Raw genomic sequence first — 22,739 nt, 5'->3', positions numbered from 1 at the left:
AATCCGAGACAGGCGAGATCGCCGATGTCTCACAGGCGCCTACTGCCGAAGTAGGGGAAAGAGAAGCCAAACGTGCTGGACGTGAACTTCTACGATGAACTCCGGATCGGTCTCGCGAGCACCGAGCAGATCCAGAAGTGGTCCGAGGGCGAGGTCAAGAAGCCCGAGACCATCAACTACCGAACCCTCAAGCCCGAGCGTGACGGCCTCTTCTGCGAGAAGATCTTCGGCCCCACCCGTGACTGGGAGTGCTACTGCGGCAAGTACAAGCGCGTCCGCTTCAAGGGCATCGTCTGCGAGCGCTGTGGCGTCCAGGTGAGCCGGAGCAACGTGCGTCGCGAGCGCATGGGACACATCGAGCTGGCCGCGCCCGTGACCCACATCTGGTACTTCAAGGGTGTCCCCAGCCGTCTCGGTTACCTGCTGGACATCGCGCCGAAGGACCTCGAGAAGGTCATCTACTTCGCCGCGCACATGATCACCTCCGTCGACGAGGAGGGCCGCCACCGCGACCTCTCCTCGTTGCAGGCGAAGGTCGAGGCTGAGTCCAAGCAGGTCGCCGGCAAGCGTGACGCGGACATCGAAACCCGCATGCGCAAGCTGGAAGAGGACCTGGCCGCTCTTGAGGAAGAGGGCGCCAAGGCCGACGTCAAGCGCAAGGTGCGCGAGGCTGGCGAGAAGGAAGCCAACCTCATCCGCACCCGTGCGCAGCGTCAGCTGGACCGCATCGACGAGGTGTGGCAGCGGTTCAAGGGCCTGAAGGTCCAGGACCTCGAGGGCGACGAGATTCTCTACCGCGAGATGAAGAAGCGCTTCGGCAAGTACTTCGAGGGCTCCATGGGCGCCGAGGCGATCCAGCGGCGCCTGCAGGACTTCGACCTGAAGGCCGAGTCCATCTCGCTGCGCGAGACCATCGCCACGGGCAAGGGCCAGCGCAAGACGCGTGCCCTGAAGCGCCTCAAGGTGGTCAGCGCCTTCCTCAACGGCCAGAACGCGCCGTCGTCGATGGTGCTGGACGTCGTGCCGGTCATCCCCCCGGACCTGCGACCCATGGTGCAGCTCGACGGTGGCCGCTTCGCCACCTCGGACCTCAACGACCTGTACCGGCGCGTCATCAACCGCAACAACCGTCTCAAGAGGCTGATCGACCTCGGTGCCCCCGAGATCATCGTCAACAACGAGAAGCGGATGCTGCAGGAAGCCGTGGACTCGCTGTTCGACAACGGCCGTCGTGGCCGTCCCGTCACCGGGCCGGGCAACCGACCGCTGAAGTCGATCTCCGACATGCTCAAGGGCAAGCAGGGTCGCTTCCGCCAGAACCTCCTCGGCAAGCGCGTCGACTACTCGGGCCGTTCGGTCATCGTGGTCGGCCCGCAGCTCAAGCTGCACCAGTGCGGCCTGCCGAAGGCCATGGCGCTGGAGCTGTTCAAGCCGTTCGTGATGAAGCGTCTCGACGACCTGAACCACGCCCAGAACATCAAGGCCGCCAAGCGCATGGTGGAGCGTCAGCGCCCCGTCGTGTGGGACGTCCTCGAAGAGGTCATCACCGAACACCCCGTGCTGCTGAACCGTGCACCAACCCTGCACCGCCTCGGCATCCAGGCGTTCGAGCCCCAGCTCATCGAGGGCAAGGCCATCCAGATCCACCCGCTCGTCTGCACGGCGTTCAACGCCGACTTCGACGGTGACCAGATGGCCGTGCACCTCCCGCTGTCGGCTGAGGCCCAGGCTGAGGCACGCGTGCTGATGCTCTCCACCAACAACATCCTGAAGCCCGCAGACGGCCGCCCCGTGACCATGCCCACCCAGGACATGATCATCGGTCACTACTTCCTGACCTCCGAGCGTGAGGGCAAGGGACAGGGCCGGCTCTTCTCGTCGCTGGCGGAGGCCATCATGGCCTTCGACCGCGGCGACCTGTCGATCGGCGCCAAGTGCCGCATCGTGCTGCGTGACGTCGTAGTCGACGGCGTCGAGCCCCGCCCCGATGGTTCGGTGCTGGTGGAGACCACGCTCGGTCGCGCCCTCTTCAACGAGGCGCTCCCGGAGGACTTCCACTACGTCAACACCGTCGTGGGCAAGCGCGTGCTCGGCCCCATCATCAATGAGCTCGCGGAGACGTACCCGAAGGTCAAGGTCGCAGCTGCGCTCGACAACCTGAAGGACGTGGGCTTCAAGTGGGCGTCGCGCTCCGGCGTGACGGTGTCCATCTCGGACGTCCAGACCCCGCCGCAGAAGGCCGAGATCCTCGACGTCTACGAGCGCCGGGCCACCAAGATCGACACGCTGTACGACCGCGGTCAGCTGACCGAGGACGAGCGCCGGTCCGAGCTCATCGGCATCTGGGGTGACGCCACCACGGAACTCACGGAGGCCATGAAGGCGAACTTCACGACCGAGAACCCCATCTTCATGATGGTGGACTCGGGCGCTCGAGGAAACATGACGCAGATGCGTCAGATCGCCGCCATGCGAGGCCTCGTGGCCAACCCGAAGGGCGAGATCATCGCCCGCCCGATCAAGTCCAACTTCCGCGAAGGCCTGTCGGTGCTCGAGTACTTCATCTCGACGCACGGTGGCCGAAAGGGCCAGGCCGACACCGCTCTGCGTACCGCAGACTCCGGCTACCTGACCCGTCGTCTGGTCGACGTCTCCCAGGACGTGATCATCCGCGAGGAAGACTGCGGCACCGAGCGTGGCCTCACCAAGGTCATCGCCAAGTGGACCACCGCAGGTGTGGACGAGACGGGCCGCCCGATCGAGATCCCTGCTGAGCCGTTCGCCAAGGGCGCCTCTGTGGAGACCACGGTCGACGTGGAGACCGCCGTCTACGCCCGCTCGCTGGCCGTCGACGCTGTCGATGCCGAGGGCAACGTGCTGGTCCAGGCCGGCACGGACCTGGGTGACGCCGAGATCCTCAAGCTGGTTGAGGCCGGGGTTACCACGGTCAAGGTCCGCTCCGTGCTCACCTGTGAGTCGGCTGCCGGTACCTGCGCCATGTGCTACGGCCGTTCGCTTGCCTCCGGCAAGCTCGTGGACGTCGGCGAGGCCGTCGGTATCGTCGCCGCGCAGTCCATCGGCGAGCCCGGTACCCAGCTGACGATGCGTACCTTCCACACCGGTGGTGTGGCCGGAGACGACATCACGCAGGGTCTGCCCCGTGTCACGGAGCTCTTCGAGGCCCGCCAGCCCAAGGGCAAGGCCCCGATCGCAGAGGCCGACGGCGTCGTGCGGATCGAAGACGGCGACCGTTCGCGCAAGATCGTCATCGTGCGCGACGACGGTGGCGAAGACCTGGAGTACCCGGTCGGCCGCCGCACCCGCCTCGAGTTCGAGGACAACACGGGCCAGCGCATCCACATCCAGGACGGCGTCCGCGTGTCGATCGGTCAGCAGTTGACCGCTGGCCAGGTGGACCCGCAGGACGTGCTGCGTGTGCGTGGTCTCCGCAAGGTGCAGGAGCACCTCGTGGAGGAGGTCCAGCGTGTGTACCGCACGCAGGGTGCCCCCATCCACGACAAGCACATCGAGATCATCATCCGGCAGATGCTGCGTCGCGTGACCGTCATCGATTCGGGCGAGACCGACATGATGCCGGGCGAGCTCGTGGACCGTCCCAGCTACGAGGCCTCGAACCGTCGGGCGCTCTCTGAGGGCGGCAAGCCCGCTGAGGGTCGTCCGGTGCTCATGGGTATCACCAAGGCGTCGCTCGCGACGGAGTCGTGGCTGTCCGCCGCGTCCTTCCAGGAGACGACCAAGGTCCTCACGGATGCCGCCATCCAGGGCAAGAGCGACAAGCTCATGGGCCTGAAGGAGAACGTCATCCTCGGCAAGCTGATCCCTGCCGGTACCGGTCTCGAGCGTTACCGCAACATCCGGGTGGAGCCCACCGAAGAGGCCCGCGCCACGGCCTACACGATGAGCTACGACCCGTACGATTACGCGTTCGGCTCTGACGTGGTCGGCCCGGCCGTGCCGCTCGACGAGATGGACTTCGGCGAGATTCGCTGAACCTGGTCCCGAAGGGGGCACTGACGGCGGTTCCTCACGGTCCTCGCAACACCCAGTTCTGGGCGTTGCGAGGACCGTTTCCTTGTGTGGAGTTGCGGGGCCGAGTCCTTCGGTTGCGCAGCGCTGCGTGCCGCGGCGTGAGGCTGCTCGCCGGATCGGTTCGACCGCTGACCACGCACAACGCCCGGCTGGGACGAGCCAGCCGGGCGTGTGCATGATGTCCTTCAGATCACCTACAGCAGGTGTTGCGAGGACCACGAGGATCCGCGAACCGGTTTCCGGCCCTGCTGCCTTGTCGGGCAGTTACCCCTTGGACACGGCGCGCCGCTTGTTCACGAGGTCGAACGCGACCGCGAGGAGCAGCACGAGGCCCTTGACGACCTGCTGGGTGGGCGCCTCCACGCCGAGCAGCTGCATGCCATTGGTCATCACTGCCATGATCGTGCCGCCGATGATGGCGCCGACGACCCGGCCAACGCCTCCGGTGACGGCTGCGCCACCGATGAAGCAGGCGGCGATCGCATCGAGTTCGATGCCATTGCCGGCGGCGGGCTGCGCACCGTTCGCGCGGGACGAGTAGATGATGCCCGCAATGGCCGACAACAGGCCCATGTGGACGTACACGAGCATGATCGTGCGCTTCACGTCGACGCCGGAGAGGCGGGCCGCGTGGATGTTGCCGCCGATGGCGTAGGTGTGACGACCGTAGACCGTGTTCTGCGACAGGTAGGCGTAGATCAGGATCAGGGCGGCCAGGATGAACAACACGATCGGGAAGCCCCGGCTCACCGAGAGCTGGAAGGCGAAGAAGAGCACTGCTACGGCGATCGCGGCGAACTTCGCGACCATCAGGCCTGCTTTCTCCACGGGCTGCTCGTACTGGATGCGGGCCGCGCGGGTACGCAGCGCGCTGAAGATGAAGGCGGCCACCGCCAGGATGCCGATCAGCAGCGTGAAGATGTCCACGTTCTTGCCGAAGATGGGCACTGTACCGAAGAGTCCTTGGATGAACCCCGTGGCGATCTGCTTGTACTCGTTGCTCATGGGGGACAGCGAGATGGAACCCAGCACCATGAACGTCGCGCCACGGAACAGCAGCATGGACGCCAGGGTCACAATGAAGCCGGGGATGCCGACGTAGGCCACCCAGAACCCGTGCCAGAGGCCGATCAGCAGGCCGACAGCGAGCCCGGCGATGACCGCGACCCACCAGGCCTGTCCCATCTTGATCACGAGGGTCGCCGCGATGGCACCCACGAGGGCGATCACGGAGCCAACGGACAGGTCGATGTGGCCCACGACGATGACGAACAACATGCCGATCGCCAACACCAGGATGTAGGAGTACTGCAGCACCAGGTTGGTCACGTTGGGCGGGCTGAGCAGCAGGCCCTTCGTCCAGACCTGGAAGAGGATAACGATGGCCACCAGAGCCAGGAAGATGCCGCTCTGGCGGAGGTTCACCGCCCCCAACATGTTCTTGACGCTTGCCATGTCAGACAGCCTCCCTTTCCTTGGTCATGAGTGTCATGAGGTTCTCCTGGTTTGCTTCGCCCCGATCCAGGACGCCGGTGATGCGCCCGAAGGCCAGCGTGTAGATGCGGTCGCAGATGCCGAGCAGTTCGGGCAACTCGGACGAGATCACGATGACGGCCTTGCCTGCGTCGGCGAGTGAGTTGATGATCGTGTAGATCTCATATTTGGCGCCGACGTCGATTCCACGGGTCGGCTCGTCGAGGATGAGCACCTCGGGTTCGGTCATCATCCACTTGGAGAGGACGACCTTCTGCTGGTTACCGCCGGACAGCTGCCCTGCGATCGTCATCACCGATGGTGCCTTGATGCGCATGCTGCCTCGGAATTGCTCGGCGCGCTTGATCTCCTCGTTGGCATTGACAGAACCGAGAGGGGTCCTGAGCCGGTCGAGGGAGGCGGCGGAGATGTTGCGGCGGATATCGTCGATCAGGTTGAGGCCGAACCGCTTGCGGTCCTCTGTGGCGTACGCCAAGCCGGCGTCGATCGCCTGGTGTACGGAGGAGAGGTTCGTCTCCTTGCCGTGCAGGTATGCCTTGCCGCTGACCTTGTGGCCCCACGCCTCGCCGAACACGCTCATGGCGAGTTCGGTACGACCTGCGCCCATGAGGCCGGCGATGCCGACGATCTCGCCGGCGTGGACGTTGAGGCTGGCGTCGTCGATGGTCTTGCGCCCCGGGATGGTGGGGTGCATGACGGACCAGTCCTCGATGCGGAACAGTTCCTCCCCGATCTTCGGCTCATGTTGCGGGTAGAGGTGCTCGAGGTCACGGCCGACCATGCCCTTGATGATGCGGCTCTGCTGCATCTCCGGGCCCTTCTGGAGGGTCTCGATCGTCATTCCGTCTCGAATGATCGTGTTGGCGTCGGCGATGGAGATGATCTCGTTGAGCTTGTGGGAGATCATGATCGACGTGATGCCCTGCTCACGCAGTTGGCGCAGCAGGCCGAGAAGGTGTGCTGAGTCAGTGTCGTTGAGAGCGGCCGTGGGCTCGTCGAGGATCAGCAACTTGACCTCTTTGGAGAGGGCTTTCGCGATCTCGACCAACTGTTGCTTGCCGACGCCGATGTCCTGGATGAGGGTGGTGGGGTTCTCGTCGAGGCCCACCTGGCGCAGCAGTTGGGCTGCCCGCTGGTTCGTCTTGTGCCAGTTGATGCGGCCGTTCTGCGCCTGTTCGTTGCCGAGGAAGATGTTCTCCGCAATGGACAGCTGGGGAACCAGTGCCAGCTCCTGGTGGATGATGACGATGCCCTTGGCCTCGGACTGGTTGATCGAGTTGAACTTGACCTCTTCGTCATCGAAGAAGATCTGGCCATCGTAGGTTCCGTGCGGGTAGACGCCTGACAGCACCTTCATGAGGGTGGACTTGCCGGCTCCGTTCTCACCGCAGATGGCGTGGATGTCGCCACGCCGCACGCTGAGATTCACGTCTGACAGCGCCTTCACACCGGGGAATTCCTTGGTGATGTTGCGCATCTCGAGAATGATGTCGCTCAAGGTATGCCTGCTTTCAATCTCGGATGGGGCCGGCGGTTGATATTCAACCACCGGCCCCATCACGTCAGTTACCCGGGATCAGGCAACGCCGGAGTCGACCTGCTCCTGGGTCCAGTAGCCGGTGTCCACCAGAGCCTCCGTGACGTTGTCCTTGGTGACGGTGGTGACGTCGAGGAGGTACGACGGCACGACCTTCATGCCGTTGTCGTAGGTCTCGGTGTCGTTGGCCTCGGGCTCGTTGCCCTCGAGCAGTGCGACGGCGGCCTTGACGGCCTGCTCAGCCAGGAGACGGGTGTCCTTGAAGATCGTCGAGTACTGGATGCCGTCGTTGATGAGCTTGACCGAAGCGATCTCGGCATCCTGACCGGTGACGATGGGGAAGGTCTCGCCGCCGTAGCCGTTGTTCTCCAGAGCGGTGATGATGCCGCGCGAGAGACCGTCGTAGGCGGACAGGGCGCCGTGGAGCTTCTTGTCGCCGTAGTTGGCGGTGAGGAGGTCCTCCATGCGCTTCTGCGCGGTCTCCTGCTGCCAACGGAGGATGGCGGCCTGTTCGATGGAGGTCTGGCCCGAGGGGACGACGTACTCGCCCGCATCGATCTTCGGCTGCAGGACCGACATGGCGCCGTCGAAGAAGAAGTGGGCGTTGTTGTCGTCCAGCGATCCGGCGAACAGTTCGATGTTGGCGGGATTCTCGGCGCTGAAGCGCTCAGCGAGGCCGTCGATGAGGGACTGGCCCTGAGCGACGCCGACCTTGAAGTTGTCGAAGGAAACGTAGAAGTCGACGTTCTCCGAGTCGCGGATCAGACGGTCGTACGAGATCACCTTGATGCCGGCTGCGGCCGCTGCATCCAGCTGCGGTGCGAGCGCGGTGCCGTCGATGGCGGCGATGATGAGGACCTTGACGCCCTGGGTGATCATCTGGTCGACCTGCTGCGACTGGGTCGGGATGTCATCGTTGGCGAACTGCAGGTCGACCTCGAAGCCGGCCTCCTCGAGCTGCGACTTGACGGCGTCGCCGTCGGCGATCCAGCGCTCCGAGGTCTGGGTGGGCATCGAGACGCCGACCTTGCCGCCGGCTGCCGCTTCGCCTCCGCCGGCGCTGGCGGAGGTGGTCGGATCGGTACCGGGTGCGGCGGTGTCATTTCCGCAGGCGGCCAGACCGAGGACGGCAACGCTGGCAGCGCCCAGCCCGATGAACCCGCGACGATTGAGCTTCATTATCGTTTCCTCCTAGAAACGGATCAGTGGAGGCCAACTCTGGCCATCCCTGGGTGGGGCTCTGATGCCCTCTCCGACGAATCGGCATGTGTGACACGGGGCGGCATACGAGGACCCGTGAAACGGTTTTCTCTGTCACATGGTGCTCAACTGAGAGGCCCCCGTCAACGTGAATCGCGCAATCGGTCAGTCTCGGTTTCATAACGAATCCCCAAGCCACCCCCACTGCTGATCGAGGTGGCGCCGCGGTATCATCCGCGCCTGCGCAGACGCGTTCGAGCCGATCGGTCCCGCCCCGAACCCGGTGCTGAAGGCTGAGCGGCCGTTGGTGGTGTTGCTCAAGGTGGGTGAGCACATCGCCCCGACCTGCAGACACAAGGAACCCCGGGATGGTGTCTTGGGGCGTCGAAAGGATTCATGATGAAGTCACTGGCTCGGTATTTTGTCCCCATCATGGCAGTGGCGATGGTCGGCAGCACGCTTGCGGCACCGCACGCGAACGCGCAGCCCAACGCCGCACCGCTCATCGTTCCGGAACTACAGCAATGGGTGGGGGGCCAAGGCAACTTCCAACAGGATGCGGATGGACCGACGACCGTCGCCGCGCCAGAAGCCGCGGATCTCGCCGGCCGCTTCGTCGATGACCTCACCGCCTACACCGGCTTCCCTGCGCAGACCACCACGACCACGGGCTCCGCGGATATCGTCCTGCTGATAGATGAGGAGCTCAGCGTCACGGGGGCCGGCGAGTTGTTCAACGCCGAGGGCTACGAGCTTGTCGCCGGCGAGGACCAGGTGACGATCACCGCTCACAGTGAGCAGGGTCTGTATTACGGAACGCGCACTCTCCTGCAGGGCTTGATGCAGTCAGAGGGACGCGACCAGTTCCCCGTCGGTACGGCGCACGACTGGCCCGATTACGCCGACCGTGGCTTCATGCTCGATGTCGGCCGCCGCTACTTCACACCCGAGTTCCTGCGCGACTACATCAAGATGATGGGCTGGTACAAGCTGAACTCCTTCCAGATCCACCTGAACGACAACCAGATCCCTCGCCCCAGCACCGGCTGGCAGGACGGGTACGCCGCTTTCCGCCTCGCCTCGGACAACCCCGAGTTGGCCGGTCTCGCGGCTGAGGACGGCAGCTACGACCGAGAGACCTGGCGCTCCTTCGAGGAGACCGCAGCTGATAACGCCGTCGTGATCACGCCCGAGATCGACGTGCCTGCACACTCGCTGGCGTTCATCCAGTGGCGCCCCGAACTGGGACTCAACGGAGGCGACGACGACATGCTCGACCTCTCCAAGCCGGAGACGCGCGAGATGATCAAGCTGATCTTCGGCGAGTTCATCGACTGGTTCGAGGGCCCGGTCGTCCACTTCGGCGCGGATGAGTACAGCCGAGCAGAGGCCGAGGAGTACCGGGACTTCTTCAATGAGATGGCTGCGTACATCCGCAGCCACGGCAAGAAGCCGGCCGCGTGGGGCTCCATGACGGTGATGCACGGTTCAGCTGCCGGCTATGACCGTGACGTGCTGATCGGCGCTTGGAACAACGGTTGGTACGGCATGGCCAGCGCAGAGGCTGACGGCTACGAGTACATCAACATGAACGACTCCACCCTCTACGTGGTGCCGTTCGCGAACTACTACCACGGCCAAGGCCTCAACAACCAGCGGCTCTACGACGTGTGGCTGCCCAACAGGCTCGACGCCACCGACATCGTGCCGGCGGGTGCGCCCAACGGCGCCCGGTTCGCGGTCTGGAACGACCTGGTGGACGCTGATTACACCGAACTCGACGTCGACGGTCTGATCGAGGATTCCTTCCCTGTCATCTCCCAGAAGACGTGGAATGCACAGACCCCGACGCGCACCTACGCCGAGTTCACCGCGGGGGTCCGCGAGATCGGGCGGGGCCCCGGTCTGACCACCATCGGTGCGGTGTCGCAGCCCGGTACCGTCGAGCTGAGCCGCAATGCCAGCGTCACCGCTTCGTCCAGCACTCCGGAGGGTCCCGCTGCGGCGCTCACCGACGGCAGCCGCACGACGCGGTGGGTCAGCACGCAGAAGGACCCCTCCTTCGTGGTTGATCTCGGCGCGTCGAACACCATCGAGAGCGTGGACGTCGCCTGGGCCCAACCCCTGCCCACCTCGTACCACGTGGAGATCTCCGACGACGGCGAGAACTGGCGCGCGGTCGCGGTGCACGTCACCGGCAACAGCGTCGAGTTCGCCGCCATGATCGGCCGGTACGTGCGGGTCTCGGCAAAGTCCGAAGCAGGTGCGAGCGCCTGGGAGGTCGTGGTCAACGGGCCGCGTCCGCTGACCGATGGCGCCACCGCCACCGCTTCCGGTAACGAGGCACCGGCGTTCGGTCCGGAGAACACCCTCGACGGCAACCTGCGCACGCGCTGGTCCGCCAGTTATGCGATGCCCACGTGGCTGCAGATCGATCTCGGTGCCCGGCGCGCCATGGATCAGGTTCAGGTCCATTGGGAAGCGGCCGCTGCCGCCGCCTACACCGTGCTCGTCTCGGACGACGCAGTGACCTGGACGGAAGTCGGCTCCAGGAGCGCCCAGAGCTCCGGCGAGCGGGTGGACCAACTCGAGTTCGACCAGGTCGATGCGCGGTATGTGCGGATCAACGTGACGGAGAAGGCATTGAGCCCCTACCTCTCGATCTACGAGGTGATCATCCCCGCACCGGAGATCGATCCTCAGGGAGACATTTCCGCTCCCGCGGTCACGCAGCTGGCCACCACCAAAGTCACGTCGGGCGTGGCCGCGACCATCCGGGTAGGAGCGCAGGATGACTCCACGCCACTGGTCCACTCCGCCACCGGCCTACCTGCAGGACTCAGCATCAACGCCCAGTCCGGCGTGATCTCGGGCACGACGATCGCGGTCGGTGACCACGAGGTGACGGTGCTGGTCGCCGACGCTGCGGGCAACGTGGCTCTGATGGAATTCACCATCTCGGTGCAGCCGAAGGTCGGGCCTTCCCCGTCTGCGACGCCGACCGGGAAGCCGACGGTGTCGTCGACTGCGTCGAAGTCGCCGACGGTGAAGCCCACTGCTACTGCGGGCACCGGCAAGTTCGTCCGCACTGCGCCGTACACCCAGCCCGGGAAGCACGACTTCAACGGTCGTCAGTGGATGACCACGTGTGAGCCGTATTCGCAGACGGAGCGGTGCCGCACTGACATCTGGGCCACGGTGGTCAAGGTGGACAACGGCCAGTTCGTCCGGGAGTCGGGGTGGGCGTTCAACAACCTGACGTACCTGCCGTTCATGACGCGGGAGGCCTGGAAGGGCAACCCGCTGGGCGACCTGGGCTCGACCACCGACGGTGTGTTCACCTCCGGTGGGCGTCAGTGGCGCACCGAGTGTGACACCGCCGCCACAGGCAGGGGCGCGTGCCGCTCCTACACGATGACGACGGTGTACGCCGCCACCGCCAAGCCTGCCGGTGGGTACACCTTCAGCCAGAGCAACGAGTGGGTGTTCAACAACATCGTGATGTTCGGGGGACCGGAGAAGCGCTGACGGTGCACCTGAGGGTGTGAGCCGGCCGCCTTCCCTGACGGGAGGGCGGCCGGCTTGTGTGACGGGGGGCTGGCGGCACCTCACTAGGGGGTGCCATTTTGGTCCGCGGGATTTTTGACCCTCAGGCACCGGTGGAGTAATCTTGGCAAGCGTGCCCGGACTAGGGCGCGATTGTGCGTGCCCTGGCATGACGCTCAGGTCCTAAACGTTGCGAGGATCCCTGACGCGTGCGGTGTTCGCACGGCAGCCAACTGTGTTTCTGCCCGGAACGGTGACCCGGAACGATGACACGGAGACCTGCGCCAGGGAAACCCCCGCCAATATCCAGACAACGAAAGTGAAACCAAACAGGTGCCAACTATTCAGCAGCTGGTCCGGAAGGGCCGCAGGGACAAACCGTCCAAGAGCAATACGCCCGCGCTGAAGGGCTCGCCCCAGCGCCGCGGCGTGTGCACTCGCGTGTACACCACCACGCCGAAGAAGCCGAACTCCGCGCTCCGTAAGGTCGCGCGTGTGCGTTTGAGCTCCGGCATCGAAGTCACCGCCTACATCCCGGGCGTCGGCCATAACCTCCAGGAGCACTCGATGGTGCTCGTGCGCGGTGGTCGTGTGAAGGACCTCCCCGGTGTGCGCTACAAGATCGTCCGCGGCTCGCTCGACACCCAGGGTGTCAAGGGCCGCAAGCAGGCCCGCAGCCGCTACGGCGCCAAGAAGGAGAAGTAATGCCTCGCAAGGGTCCCGCCCCGAAGCGTCCCGTGGTCATCGACCCCGTCTACGGTTCGCCGCTCGTTTCGCAGCTCGTCTCCAAGATCCTGCTCGACGGTAAGAAGTCCGTCGCCCAGGGCATCGTCTACGACGCCCTCGAGGGCGCCCGCGCCAAGACCGGTACCGATCCGGTGCAGACGCTGAAGAAGGCTCTCGACAACGTCAAGCCTTCGATCGAAGTCAAGTCCCGCCGCGTCGGTGGCGCCACCTACCAGGTGCCGATCGAGGTCAAGCCCGGCCGTCAGAACACTCTGGCGCTGCGTTGGCTCGTCAGCTTCTCCCGCGCTCGTCGCGAGAAGACGATGACCGAGCGTCTCATGAACGAGATTCTCGACGCCTCGAACGGTCTGGGTGCTTCCGTGAAGCGCCGCGAGGACACGCACAAGATGGCCGAGGCCAACCGCGCCTTCGCCCACTACCGCTGGTGATTCAGCTGCCCCCGTACCGCAGGGTACGGGGGCTCTCACCGTCTAACGACTTGACTCTTCGATACTCGAGAAGGACCGAACTGTGACCGACCTGAACAAGGTTCGCAACATCGGCATCATGGCGCACATTGATGCCGGCAAGACCACCACGACCGAGCGCATCCTGTTCTACACCGGCAAGAACCACAAGATCGGTGAGACCCATGACGGCGCAGCCACCATGGACTGGATGGAGCAGGAGCAGGAGCGCGGCATCACGATCACGTCCGCCGCGACGACCTGTTTCTGGCACGAACACCTCATCAACATCATCGACACCCCCGGGCACGTGGACTTCACGGTCGAGGTCGAGCGTTCGCTCCGCGTCCTCGACGGCGCCGTTGCGGTGTTCGACGGCGTGGCCGGCGTCGAGCCGCAGTCGATGACCGTGTGGCGCCAGGCCACCAAGTACGGCGTGCCGCGCATCTGCTACATCAACAAGCTCGACCGCACCGGCGCCTCGTTCAGCCACGTCGTCAGGACGATCCGCGAGCGCCTCAACACCGATCCGGTGCTGCTGCAGCTGCCCATCGGCTCCGAGGGTGACTTCCTGGGCGTCGTCGACCTCGTGGAGATGCGCGCGCTGACGTGGCGCGGCGAGACCGCCATGGGCGAGGACTACGACGTCGAGGAGATCCCCGCCCAGCTCCGGGCCGAGGCCGAGGCTGCCCACGCCACGCTCATCGAGCGGGTGGCGGACGTGGACGACGACATCATGGAGTTGTACCTGGAAGGCGAGGAGCCCTCGGTCGCGCAGGTCAAGGCGGCCATCCGTAAGGGCGTCATCACCAACGCGTTCACCGCCGTGGTCTGTGGCACCTCGTTCAAGAACAAGGGCGTGCAGCCCCTGCTCGACGCGGTCGTCGCCTACCTGCCGTCGCCGCTCGACGTGCCCGCCATCGACGGCTTCAAGCCCGGCCACGAGGACGTCAAGCTCGAGCGTCACCCCTCCGACGACGAGCCGCTGTCGACCCTCGCCTTCAAGGTCGCCGCCGATCCGCACCTGGGTCGCCTGACCTTCGTGCGCGTCTACTCCGGCGTCCTGCAGTCTGGTTCGCAGGTCCTCAACTCGACCAAGGGCCGCAAGGAGCGCATCGGCAAGATTTACCAGATGCACGCCAACAAGCGTGAGGAGATCCCCTCCATCGGTGCCGGCATGATCTGCGCGGTCATGGGGCTCAAGGACACCACCACCGGCGAGACCCTGTGCGACCCGGCCAACCCCATCGTGCTGGAGTCGATGACCTTCCCGAACCCCGTCATCGAGCAGGCGATCGAGCCGAAGACGAAGTCCGACCAGGAGAAGCTGTCGCACGCCATCCAGCGTCTCGCGGAGGAGGACCCCACCTTCCGGGTCCACACCGACGAGGAGACCGGGCAGACCATCATCGCCGGTATGGGTGAGCTGCACCTCGACGTCCTGATCGACCGCATGAAGCGGGAGTTCAAGGTCGAGGCGAACATCGGCAAGCCGCAGGTCGCGTACCGCGAGACCTTGCGCCGCAAGGTGCAGAAGGTCGAGTACACGCACAAGAAGCAGACCGGTGGCTCCGGCCAGTTCGCGCGCGTCATCATCGACCTCGAGCCCACCGAGCCCGGCTCCGGCTACGAGTTTGTCAACGCCGTCACCGGCGGCCGCATCCCCCGCGAGTACATTCCCGCGGTGGACGCCGGCGTCAAGGAGGCCCTGCAGTTCGGCGTGCTCGCCGGCTACCCGGTCGACAACATCAAGGTGACGCTGACCGACGGCGCTTACCACGACGTCGACTCCTCGGAGCTGGCGTTCAAGCTCGCCGGCTCCATGGCCTTCAAGGAAGCCGCGCGCAAGGCGGACCCGGCAATCCTGGAGCCCGTCATGGCCGTCGAGGTCACCACGCCCGAGGACTACCTGGGCACCGTCATCGGTGACCTGAACTCGCGTCGTGGCTCGATCCAGTCCATGGACGAGCTTCACGGCAACCGTGTCGTCAAGGCGCTCGTGCCGCTCTCGGAGATGTTCGGCTACGTGGGTGACCTGCGCTCGAAGACCTCGGGCCAGGCCAACTACTCGATGGAATTCGATTCCTACGCCGAGACCCCGAAGAACATCATGGAAGAGATCGTCGCCAAGGCGAAGGGCGAGTAGCACTCGGCCCCACGATGTGTGAGACCGGCCGGGAGCGAAAGCTCCCGGCCGGTTTTCTATACAGTGACGCTGTGGACATGCGGATCAGGACCTGGGCCGAACTGGGCAAGGACGAGTTCTTCGACATCGCCGTGCTGCGCTCGGTGGTGTTCTACGTGGAGCAGCGTGCCGACGTCCAGGATATCGACGCGCACGACCGCGCACCGCAGACGCTGCACTACGCCATCCACGACGACGGGGGAGCGGCGGCCTACCTGCGCACGCTCAGGCTCGCCACGCCGGAATACGGCGCCTCCTGGGCGCTGGGCCGGGTGGCGGTACGGAGCGACCGGCGAGGTGAGGGGCTGGCCCGCGTGCTCATCCGGGAGGCCGTGGACCGCCTGGGCACCCAGCCGATGGTGTTGCACTCACAGACCTACGTCCAGGCCCTGTATGCGGGCTTCGGGTTCAGGCCGGTGGCGGAGCAGTTCGAGGAGGCCGGCATCGCCCACATCTCGATGCTGCGGCCCTCGGCCATAGGCAATCGGGACCGGATCTGAACCTCGCCGCTCCGCAGTTCGAACCTATTCGCTAGACTGGCCGATCAGTGTGAGCACCTCTGGTTTGACTATCGGCGCTCACTGCACAAAAATGAATGAGTCCCTTGTGCCCTACCGGCATCAGGAACCCCGAAAATCTAGAGCTGCGCAGAGTGCGTGGCGAGATCCAAGAAGGAGCCCTCGTGGCAAAGGCCAAGTTTGAGCGGACCAAGCCGCACTGCAACATCGGCACCATCGGACACGTCGACCACGGCAAGACCACTCTCACCGCGGCGATCACGAAGGTGCTGCACGACGCGTACCCGCAGTGGAACTCTGCCTCGGCGTTCGACCAGATCGACAAGGCGCCCGAAGAGCGCCAGCGTGGTATCACCATTTCGATCTCGCACGTCGAGTACCAGACCGAGAAGCGTCACTACGCGCACGTCGACTGCCCCGGACACGCTGACTACGTCAAGAACATGATCACCGGTGCGGCTCAGATGGACGGCGCCATCCTCGTGGTCGCCGCCACCGACGGCCCGATGGCTCAGACCCACGAGCACATTCTCCTGGCTCGCCAGGTCGGCGTGCCGGCGATCGTCGTCGCGCTCAACAAGTGCGACATGATCGACGACGATGACGCTGACCTCATCGACCTGGTCGAGATGGAACTCGACGAGATCCTGACCGCTCAGGGCTTCGAAGACACCAAGATCGTCCGCGTTGCCGCATTCCCCGCCCTGAACGGCGACGAGAAGTGGAGCAAGTCGGTCCTCGAGCTCATGGAGGCCGTGGATGAGTACATCCCGCAGCCCGAGCGCGACACCGACAAGCCCTTCCTGATGCCTGTTGAGGACGTCTTCACGATCACCGGTCGTGGCACCGTCATCACCGGCCGCATCGAGCGCGGCGTCGTCAACACCGGCGACACCGTCGACATCATCGGCATCCGTGAGCAGAAGCAGACCAGCACCGTCACCGGTGTTGAGATGTTCCGCAAGATCCTCGACGAGGGTCGCGCTGGCGAGAACGTCGGCCTGCTGCTCCGCGGCACCAAGAAGGAAGACGTCGAGCGCGGCATGGTCGTCATCAAGCCGGGCTCGACCACCCCGCACACCGACTTCGAGGCCAACGTCTACGTGCTGAACAAGGAAGAAGGCGGCCGTCACAAGCCGTTCTTCTCGAACTACTCCCCGCAGTTCTACTTCCGCACCACCGACGTGACCGGCGTCGTCCAGCTCCCCGCTGGAACCGAGATGGTCATGCCCGGCGACAACACGGAGATGACCGTGCACCTCAACAAGCCGATCGCCATGGAGGAGAACCTCAAGTTCGCCATCCGTGAAGGCGGCCGTACCGTCGGTGCAGGCAATGTCACCAAGATCCTCAAGTGATCTGATCTACTGATCCGCGAAGGGGCCGCACAGCTTGGCTGTGCGGCCCCTTCGCCGTTCCCGCTCCTCTGCCGGCTCCGCCCCGAAGCGGAATGACGCCGAACCCGTGGGTGGGCTGCACCCTCTCGCGTAGGGCTACCGCGCAGTCGCGTTGTCCACATCGTGGCAACGCTAACACCGCGGTCTAGCATGACGTCACTGGATCAGAGCTGATCAGGATCGGAGACCAATGCCCGTGCGCAAGCGATTCGCAGGCTTCAGCAAGGTGCTCGTCAGTGCCCTCGCTGTGGCTCTCGCCACAACCATGACCCCCACCCTTCAACCCGCCCAAGCTGCAGAGGGCGACTCGCTGAACGTCGCGTTCGGCGGCTCTCTCGTGGGCACAGAGGACTACACCGCCCAGGGAACCGAGCTCAAGCGCGGCACGCTGCAGCGAATGGACGGGAACGAGGACCAGGTGCCCGGCGAGGGCGTCGTCCTCGCCGGAGGAACCGAGGGCATCCGGTTCCTGCCGAACAACTTCGCGCTCGACAGCGGAACCAAGAGCTTCCTCATGGAGGTGCAGTACACCCCCAACGCCGTCGGCCACTTCGACACGATCATGTCCGCGGGTGGCAACTTCTACGTCCGTGCGCAGGACGGCAAGCTGCGCTACGGCTGGGACACGAACCTCGGCGGATCCTGGACCAAGCACACGCGCGACGTGGAGCTGCCGTCGGACAGCGAACGCCATGCGATCTCACTGCATTACCGTTACACGGCTGCCCAGACCACCGTCGACCTCATGCTCGACGGGGTCGCCATGCCCCCGGTGACGGGCCCGCACCCCCTCGTGGTCGCGAGCGGCTCGGCGAACATGTTCGGCTTCGGCAATGACGTGCACCCGGCGGGACAGGACCGTGGGATGCCCGGCACGCTGCACGAGGTCCGCGTCGCCGCCACCGACGGCTCGGCCGACGTGGCCTTCGAGTTCCAGCCGCGTGCCCTGACCACCGACCTGCTCGACGTCTCCTTCGACGGCTCGCTCGACGGCACGGCCTACGTGCCCGCGGCGGGGGAGACCGTGGAAGGTGCCCTGACGTCCCGTGGAGGCGCCACCGTCGGCGGCGGCCAGGCGACTCTGAGCGCCGCCACGCACGCGCTCAACTTCCTGGCCGACCCGAACCCGCTCAGCGCGGTGAATCTCGACGCCGGCTTCGTCGCCGAGCTCGAGTTCACGCCCTCGGCCACGCAGCGCACCCTCGCCACCATCTTCGCGCTCGGAGGCAACTCCTTCGTCCGCTACCAGGACGGGCAGCTCCGCTACGGCTTCTCCAGCAACCCCACGGGAACCGCGGGCAACTGGTCCAATCACATCGCCACCATCGCGCTTCCGGCCGCTGGAGCGTCGCACGTCCTTTCGGTGGCCTACGACCCGCAGCCCGAGGGCGGCGCGAAGATGCACCTCTGGCTCGACGGCGTGGCCGGTCCCACCATCACCGCCACCACGCTGATGCGTCAGGCCATCCCCGGTGGCACCGCCTTCGGAAACGACGTCAACACCGCCGGCCTCGACCGCGGCTTCGCCGGCACCATCCAGCGCGCCCGCCTGGCCCAGCTGAACGAGGCGTTCCGCAGTGAAGCCTTCCTGTTCCAGACGCAGGATCCGGTCGCCACCTGCGAAGGCGGCCCCTTCGAGACTGGAAACTTCGTCGCGGTCAGCGCGGAGGACTGCCGCGAAGACATCATTGCCAAGGCCAGCGCAGTCCGCCCGACGGCGGAGCAGCTCGACTGGCAGGAACTGCAGTACACCGGCTTCCTGCACTTCGGCCCGAACACCTTCGAGAACATCGAGTGGGGCTACGGCACCTACCCGGCGGAGAAGGTCAATCCCACCAACGCCGACATCGACTCGTGGCTGAAGAACCTGCGCGACGCCGGCATGAAGATGGCAGTGCTGACCGTCAAGCACCACGACGGCTTCCTGTCCTACCCGACCCGCTACTCCGACTACGACATCTCCGCCTCCCCGTGGAAGAACGGCGAAGGCGACATCGTCAAGGAGTTCACCGAAGCCGCGCGCAAGTACGGCATCGGCGTGGGCTTGTACCTGTCACCGGCTGACTCGAATGCCGAGATCAAGGGCATCTACGCCAACGGTTCCTCAGCGACGCCCCGCACCATTCCCACGTTGGTGGAGGGTGACGACCGCTCGGCAGCAGTGGCCGCCGGCGACCTGCCGACCTACAACTACAACGCCACCGACTACGGCCAGTACTTCTTGAACCAGCTGTACGAAGTCCTCACCCAGTACGGCCAGGTCGACGAGGTGTGGTTCGACGGTGCCGGCGGCAACACCTCCGGCACCGAGCGCTTCGACTACTCGGCGTACTACGACCTGATCAAGAAGCTGCAACCCAAGGCGCAGATCGCCGTGGGTGGCCGCGACATCCGCTGGGTCGGAAATGAGCACGGCTGGGCCCGCAATGACGAGTGGGCTGTCGTACCGGTCAAGGAGAGCGAACCCGGCGGCAGGATCGGCGCCGTCCAATCGGGCAACTTCGACCAGCTGTACGGCTTCGACGACCAGATCGTCTCCGCCACGCAGGACGGACGGGCGAGCCACCTGCACTGGTGGCCGTCCGAGGCCGACATGAAGCTCACCCCGGGCTGGTTCTGGGGCCCGGGCAAGGACACCCCGAAGACGGGGCAGGCGCTGCTGGACAACCATTGGGATGCATCCGTTGGCCGCAACTCCGTCCTGCTGCTGAACGTGCCCCCGACGACGGAGGGTCGACTGTCGCAATCCAACGTCGACGCGATCATGGACTTCGCACAGCTGCGTCGCAAGGCGTTCGGCAACGACCTCGCACTCGGCCGCGCGGTCACCGTCGGCAGCGAGACCACCCACGACATCACCGACGGCAACAGCCGCTCGTCGTGGGTCTCCGATGGCGGCGACGACACCACGCCGCTGCTGATCGACCTCGGCTCGCCCCAGCGCGTCAACCGCATCAGCCTCAGCGAGGACGCCGCGGACCACGGCCAGCAGATCCGCGAGGTCAAGGTCGAGGCGAAGGTCGCCGGCAACTGGCAGCAGATCGCCACCGGGCGTGCCGTCGGTGTCAACCGCATCTGGCGTCTCGACACCCCCGTGACCGCCCAGGAATTCCGCGTCACCGTACCCTCGGCACGCGGCACCTACGGCATCGCGAACCTGTCGCTTTACCAGACGTTGGAGCAGGACCCCGGTCGACCCACGGACATCTGGATCGACTGTGAAGCCCCGACCGCCGGCCCCGGCACCCAGACCGCGCCGCTGAACTCGCTTGAGCAGCTGCGCACCCTGGACCTGGCGCCGAGTGCGACGGTCTTCTTCAAGTCGGGCACCTCGTGTGACGACTCCAGCGCCCGCCTGTGGGCCTACGGCACTGCGGACGAGCCCGTCGTGGTCACCACGTACGACGGTAAGGTCATGCCCACCATCGGTGCTGCCCCGGCCGAAGACTGGTTCGCGTCGTACGACGCGAGCCAGAACCTTGAGGTGTTCGTCGATCCCGACAGCAACCGTGAGCCCCGCATCACCGATGTCGGCGCCCAGAGCGCCATCGTCGAGCGCGACGTCGCGATCCAGATCCTCGCGTCCGACCGCGATGGGGACGCGTTGACCTATTCGGCGACCGGCCTCCCGGCCGGCGTCACCCTCAACGCCGAGACCGGCCTCATCTCCGGCTCACCGACTGCCACGGGCACCAGCCAGGTGACGGTCACTGTCAGCGACGGTCGCGGCGGGTCCGCGAGTGTCACCTTCGAGCTCGTGGTCAGCCGCGCTCCGCTGGTGGAGCTGGCCAGCGAACCCACCGGTATGACGCTGGGCACCACCCAGACCATTTCGCTGATCACCAACGGTCTGCCCGCCGACAGCGTGCTGGTCGTGGATGCTCCGGCAGGCTGGGTAGTCTCCCCCTCGCGTCAGTGGGTTCCCGCCGGCGATGGCATCGCCACCGTCACGGTGCGGGCGCCACAGTCGGGCACGTCGGGAGTGATCACCGCCACGGTGCTGACCCCGACGGGTGAAACCGGCGCTGTGTCGGCGCAGATTGCCCTGGTGAACCCGGCCGCCCCGGTCGCCATCTCCGGCGTCGTAGCGTGGAACTCGGCGGAACCGGCCGAAGGCGGGGGCAACGGCTACGTCACCGCCGCCATCGACGGCAACCCGGCGTCGTTCTGGCACACGCAGTGGGAGGGCTCGAACCCGCCGCACCCGCACTTCATCACCGTGGATCTCGGGTCGGTGCAGACGATCGGTTCGCTGACGTACGTGCCCCGCCCCAAGTCGGCGTGTGGCTCCTCGATCAATCCGGCAGCCTGTAACGGGCAGATCGTCGGCTTCGAGGTGCACTCGGCGACGGGCACCTTCGGCACCCGGACCGCGACCGAACTGCAGGGCCGAGCCTTCGCGAACCCCGCAGATGCTGTCTACACACAGGTGGCGAAGGGCAACTTCGACGCGTCGAACACCGACGCCAAGACGGTTACCTTCGACCAGCCCGTCACCACGCGGTACCTGCGTCTCACGTCCACATCGGCCGTGACCGCGTCCGGCGGGCAGAGCCAGCCGTGGGCGCAGATCGCGGAGCTCAACCTCCGGGGGCCTGTCGAGGTGGCTGACCTGACCGATGCTCCGCTGACCGACGCGCGGGTGTCTGTGTCCCCAGCGACGGCTGAGCGGGGCTCTGAGGTGACCGTGATCGGCATAGGGTTCGTGCCCGGCGCGGACGTGACGGTGACGCTCGGGGGCAGCGCGGTGACCGTGCCCGCCAACGAGGTGGGCGTGGCCACGGCGCAGATCACCGTGCCAGCCGGCCAAGCGGTTGGTGCCGCGACGGTGAGCGCCACTGACGGAACCGCCGCCGGATCCGCAACGGTCATGGTGACGCCGGCTGCGTCGCCGTCGCCGTCGCCGTCGCCGTCGCCGTCGCCGTCGCCGTCGCCGTCGGCGAGCGTTTCGCCCTCGGCGTCACCGAGCCCGTCTGTGTCGCCGAGCCCGTCGAAGTCGCCGTCGGTGAAGCCCTCAGTGAAGCCGACGGTCACGCCGTCGGGTAAGCCGACGACCACGCCGGCCTCGGACAAGTACGTGCCGTCGGTGCCGTACACGCTGCCGGGTAAGCACGACTTTAACGGCCGTCAGTGGTTCACGACGTGTGAGGCGTATTCGCAGACGGAGCGGTGCCGCACGGAGATCTGGGCCACTGTGGTCAAGGTGGAGGACGGTAAGTTCGTGCGGGAGTCGGGGTGGGCGTTCAACAACCTGACGTACCTGCCGTACATGACGCGTCAGGCGTGGAAGGGTAACCCGCTGGGTCAGGCTGGGGAGTTCACGTCGGCTGGTCGTCAGTGGAAGACCGAGTGCGACACCGCCGCCACGGGTAGGGGCGCGTGCCGTTCCTACACGATGACGACGGTGTATGCGGCCACCGCGAAGCCTGCGGGTGGGTACACCTTCTCGCAGAGCAACGAGTGGGTCTTCAACAACATCGTGATGTTCGGAGGTCCCGAGAAGCGCTGACCGGTCTCTGAGCGGCGGCTGCACGAGGCCCCGGAGTCGAAAGACTCCGGGGCCTTCAACGCTTCAGAAAGGATGTTCATTTGACGCGGGTTTAGCGGTTCAGCTGAGCG

11 protein-coding genes are annotated in these 22,739 nt (G+C 65.6%); 8 read left to right on the top strand and 3 right to left on the bottom strand.

Annotated elements, in window-relative coordinates; translation table 11 throughout:
* The first annotated feature begins 72 nt into the window (after positions 1-72).
* Positions 73-4,011 carry a DNA-directed RNA polymerase subunit beta' gene (gene rpoC, locus ACZK4S_RS01235; RefSeq protein ID WP_463643116.1) on the top strand — a complete coding sequence of 1,313 codons (3,939 nt, stop codon included), beginning with the start codon at positions 73-75 and terminating at the stop codon, positions 4,009-4,011.
* Between the two features lie 303 nt (positions 4,012-4,314).
* On the opposite strand, the gene mmsB is transcribed toward rpoC, so the two are convergent.
* The 3 genes from mmsB to chvE all read right to left on the bottom strand — a co-directional run bounded on the left by mmsB (position 4,315) and on the right by chvE (position 8,260).
* Positions 4,315-5,505, bottom strand: a complete 1,191-nt coding sequence (gene mmsB / locus ACZK4S_RS01230; protein ID WP_463643115.1) for a multiple monosaccharide ABC transporter permease — start codon at positions 5,503-5,505, stop codon at positions 4,315-4,317.
* 1 nt (position 5,506) lies between these two features.
* On the bottom strand, positions 5,507-7,042 hold the full coding sequence (gene mmsA / locus ACZK4S_RS01225) for a multiple monosaccharide ABC transporter ATP-binding protein (protein WP_463643114.1): 1,536 nt from the start codon (positions 7,040-7,042) through the stop codon (positions 5,507-5,509).
* 78 nt (positions 7,043-7,120) lie between these two features.
* Positions 7,121-8,260 carry a multiple monosaccharide ABC transporter substrate-binding protein gene (gene chvE, locus ACZK4S_RS01220; protein ID WP_076060721.1) on the bottom strand — a complete coding sequence of 380 codons (1,140 nt, stop codon included), beginning with the start codon at positions 8,258-8,260 and terminating at the stop codon, positions 7,121-7,123.
* 420 nt (positions 8,261-8,680) lie between these two features.
* Here chvE and ACZK4S_RS01215 point away from each other — a divergent pair, with 420 nt between their 5' ends.
* The 7 genes from ACZK4S_RS01215 (at position 8,681) to ACZK4S_RS01185 (ending at position 22,629) form a co-directional block, all read left to right on the top strand.
* The gene (locus ACZK4S_RS01215) at positions 8,681-11,809 is read left to right on the top strand and encodes a discoidin domain-containing protein (protein WP_463643113.1); all 3,129 of its coding nucleotides are present in this window, start codon (positions 8,681-8,683) and stop codon (positions 11,807-11,809) included.
* Positions 11,810-12,160: 351 nt separating this feature from the next.
* Positions 12,161-12,532 (top strand): 30S ribosomal protein S12, encoded by a 372-nt coding sequence (gene rpsL, locus ACZK4S_RS01210; protein ID WP_076060716.1) that lies wholly within the window; start codon positions 12,161-12,163, stop codon positions 12,530-12,532.
* Complete coding sequence (gene rpsG, locus ACZK4S_RS01205) at positions 12,532-13,002, top strand: 30S ribosomal protein S7 (protein ID WP_076060714.1); 471 nt, start codon at positions 12,532-12,534, stop codon at positions 13,000-13,002. Before rpsL ends, rpsG begins: the two co-directional genes overlap by 1 nt.
* 82 nt (positions 13,003-13,084) lie before the next feature.
* Complete coding sequence (gene fusA, locus ACZK4S_RS01200; RefSeq protein ID WP_463643112.1) at positions 13,085-15,166, top strand: elongation factor G; 2,082 nt, start codon at positions 13,085-13,087, stop codon at positions 15,164-15,166.
* A 77-nt stretch (positions 15,167-15,243) separates the two neighbouring features.
* Positions 15,244-15,705, top strand: a complete 462-nt coding sequence (locus tag ACZK4S_RS01195; RefSeq protein ID WP_463643111.1) for a GNAT family N-acetyltransferase — start codon at positions 15,244-15,246, stop codon at positions 15,703-15,705.
* Positions 15,706-15,887: 182 nt separating this feature from the next.
* Positions 15,888-17,081 (top strand): elongation factor Tu, encoded by a 1,194-nt coding sequence (gene tuf / locus ACZK4S_RS01190; protein ID WP_076060712.1) that lies wholly within the window; start codon positions 15,888-15,890, stop codon positions 17,079-17,081.
* A 235-nt stretch (positions 17,082-17,316) separates the two neighbouring features.
* Positions 17,317-22,629, top strand: coding sequence for an alpha-L-fucosidase (locus tag ACZK4S_RS01185; RefSeq protein ID WP_463643110.1), 5,313 nt, complete (start codon positions 17,317-17,319; stop codon positions 22,627-22,629).
* The last annotated feature ends 110 nt before the right edge of the window (positions 22,630-22,739 follow it).

The sequence above is a fragment of the Tessaracoccus zhenghani genome (assembly GCF_055326325.1).
Note: the sequence above shows the minus strand (reverse complement) of the source record. Positions and strands in the feature narration are given on the sequence as shown.

What these genes read in the sequence shown, in the direction of transcription:
- mmsB (WP_463643115.1), bottom strand. Translation starts at nt 5,505, where the DNA reads ATGGCAAGCGTCAAGAACATGTTGGGGGCGGTGAACCTCCGCCAGAGC.
- chvE (WP_076060721.1), bottom strand. Translation starts at nt 8,260, where the DNA reads ATGAAGCTCAATCGTCGCGGGTTCATCGGGCTGGGCGCTGCCAGCGTT.
- ACZK4S_RS01215 (WP_463643113.1), top strand. Translation starts at nt 8,681, where the DNA reads ATGAAGTCACTGGCTCGGTATTTTGTCCCCATCATGGCAGTGGCGATG.
- rpsG (WP_076060714.1), top strand. Translation starts at nt 12,532, where the DNA reads ATGCCTCGCAAGGGTCCCGCCCCGAAGCGTCCCGTGGTCATCGACCCC.
- ACZK4S_RS01195 (WP_463643111.1), top strand. Translation starts at nt 15,244, where the DNA reads ATGCGGATCAGGACCTGGGCCGAACTGGGCAAGGACGAGTTCTTCGAC.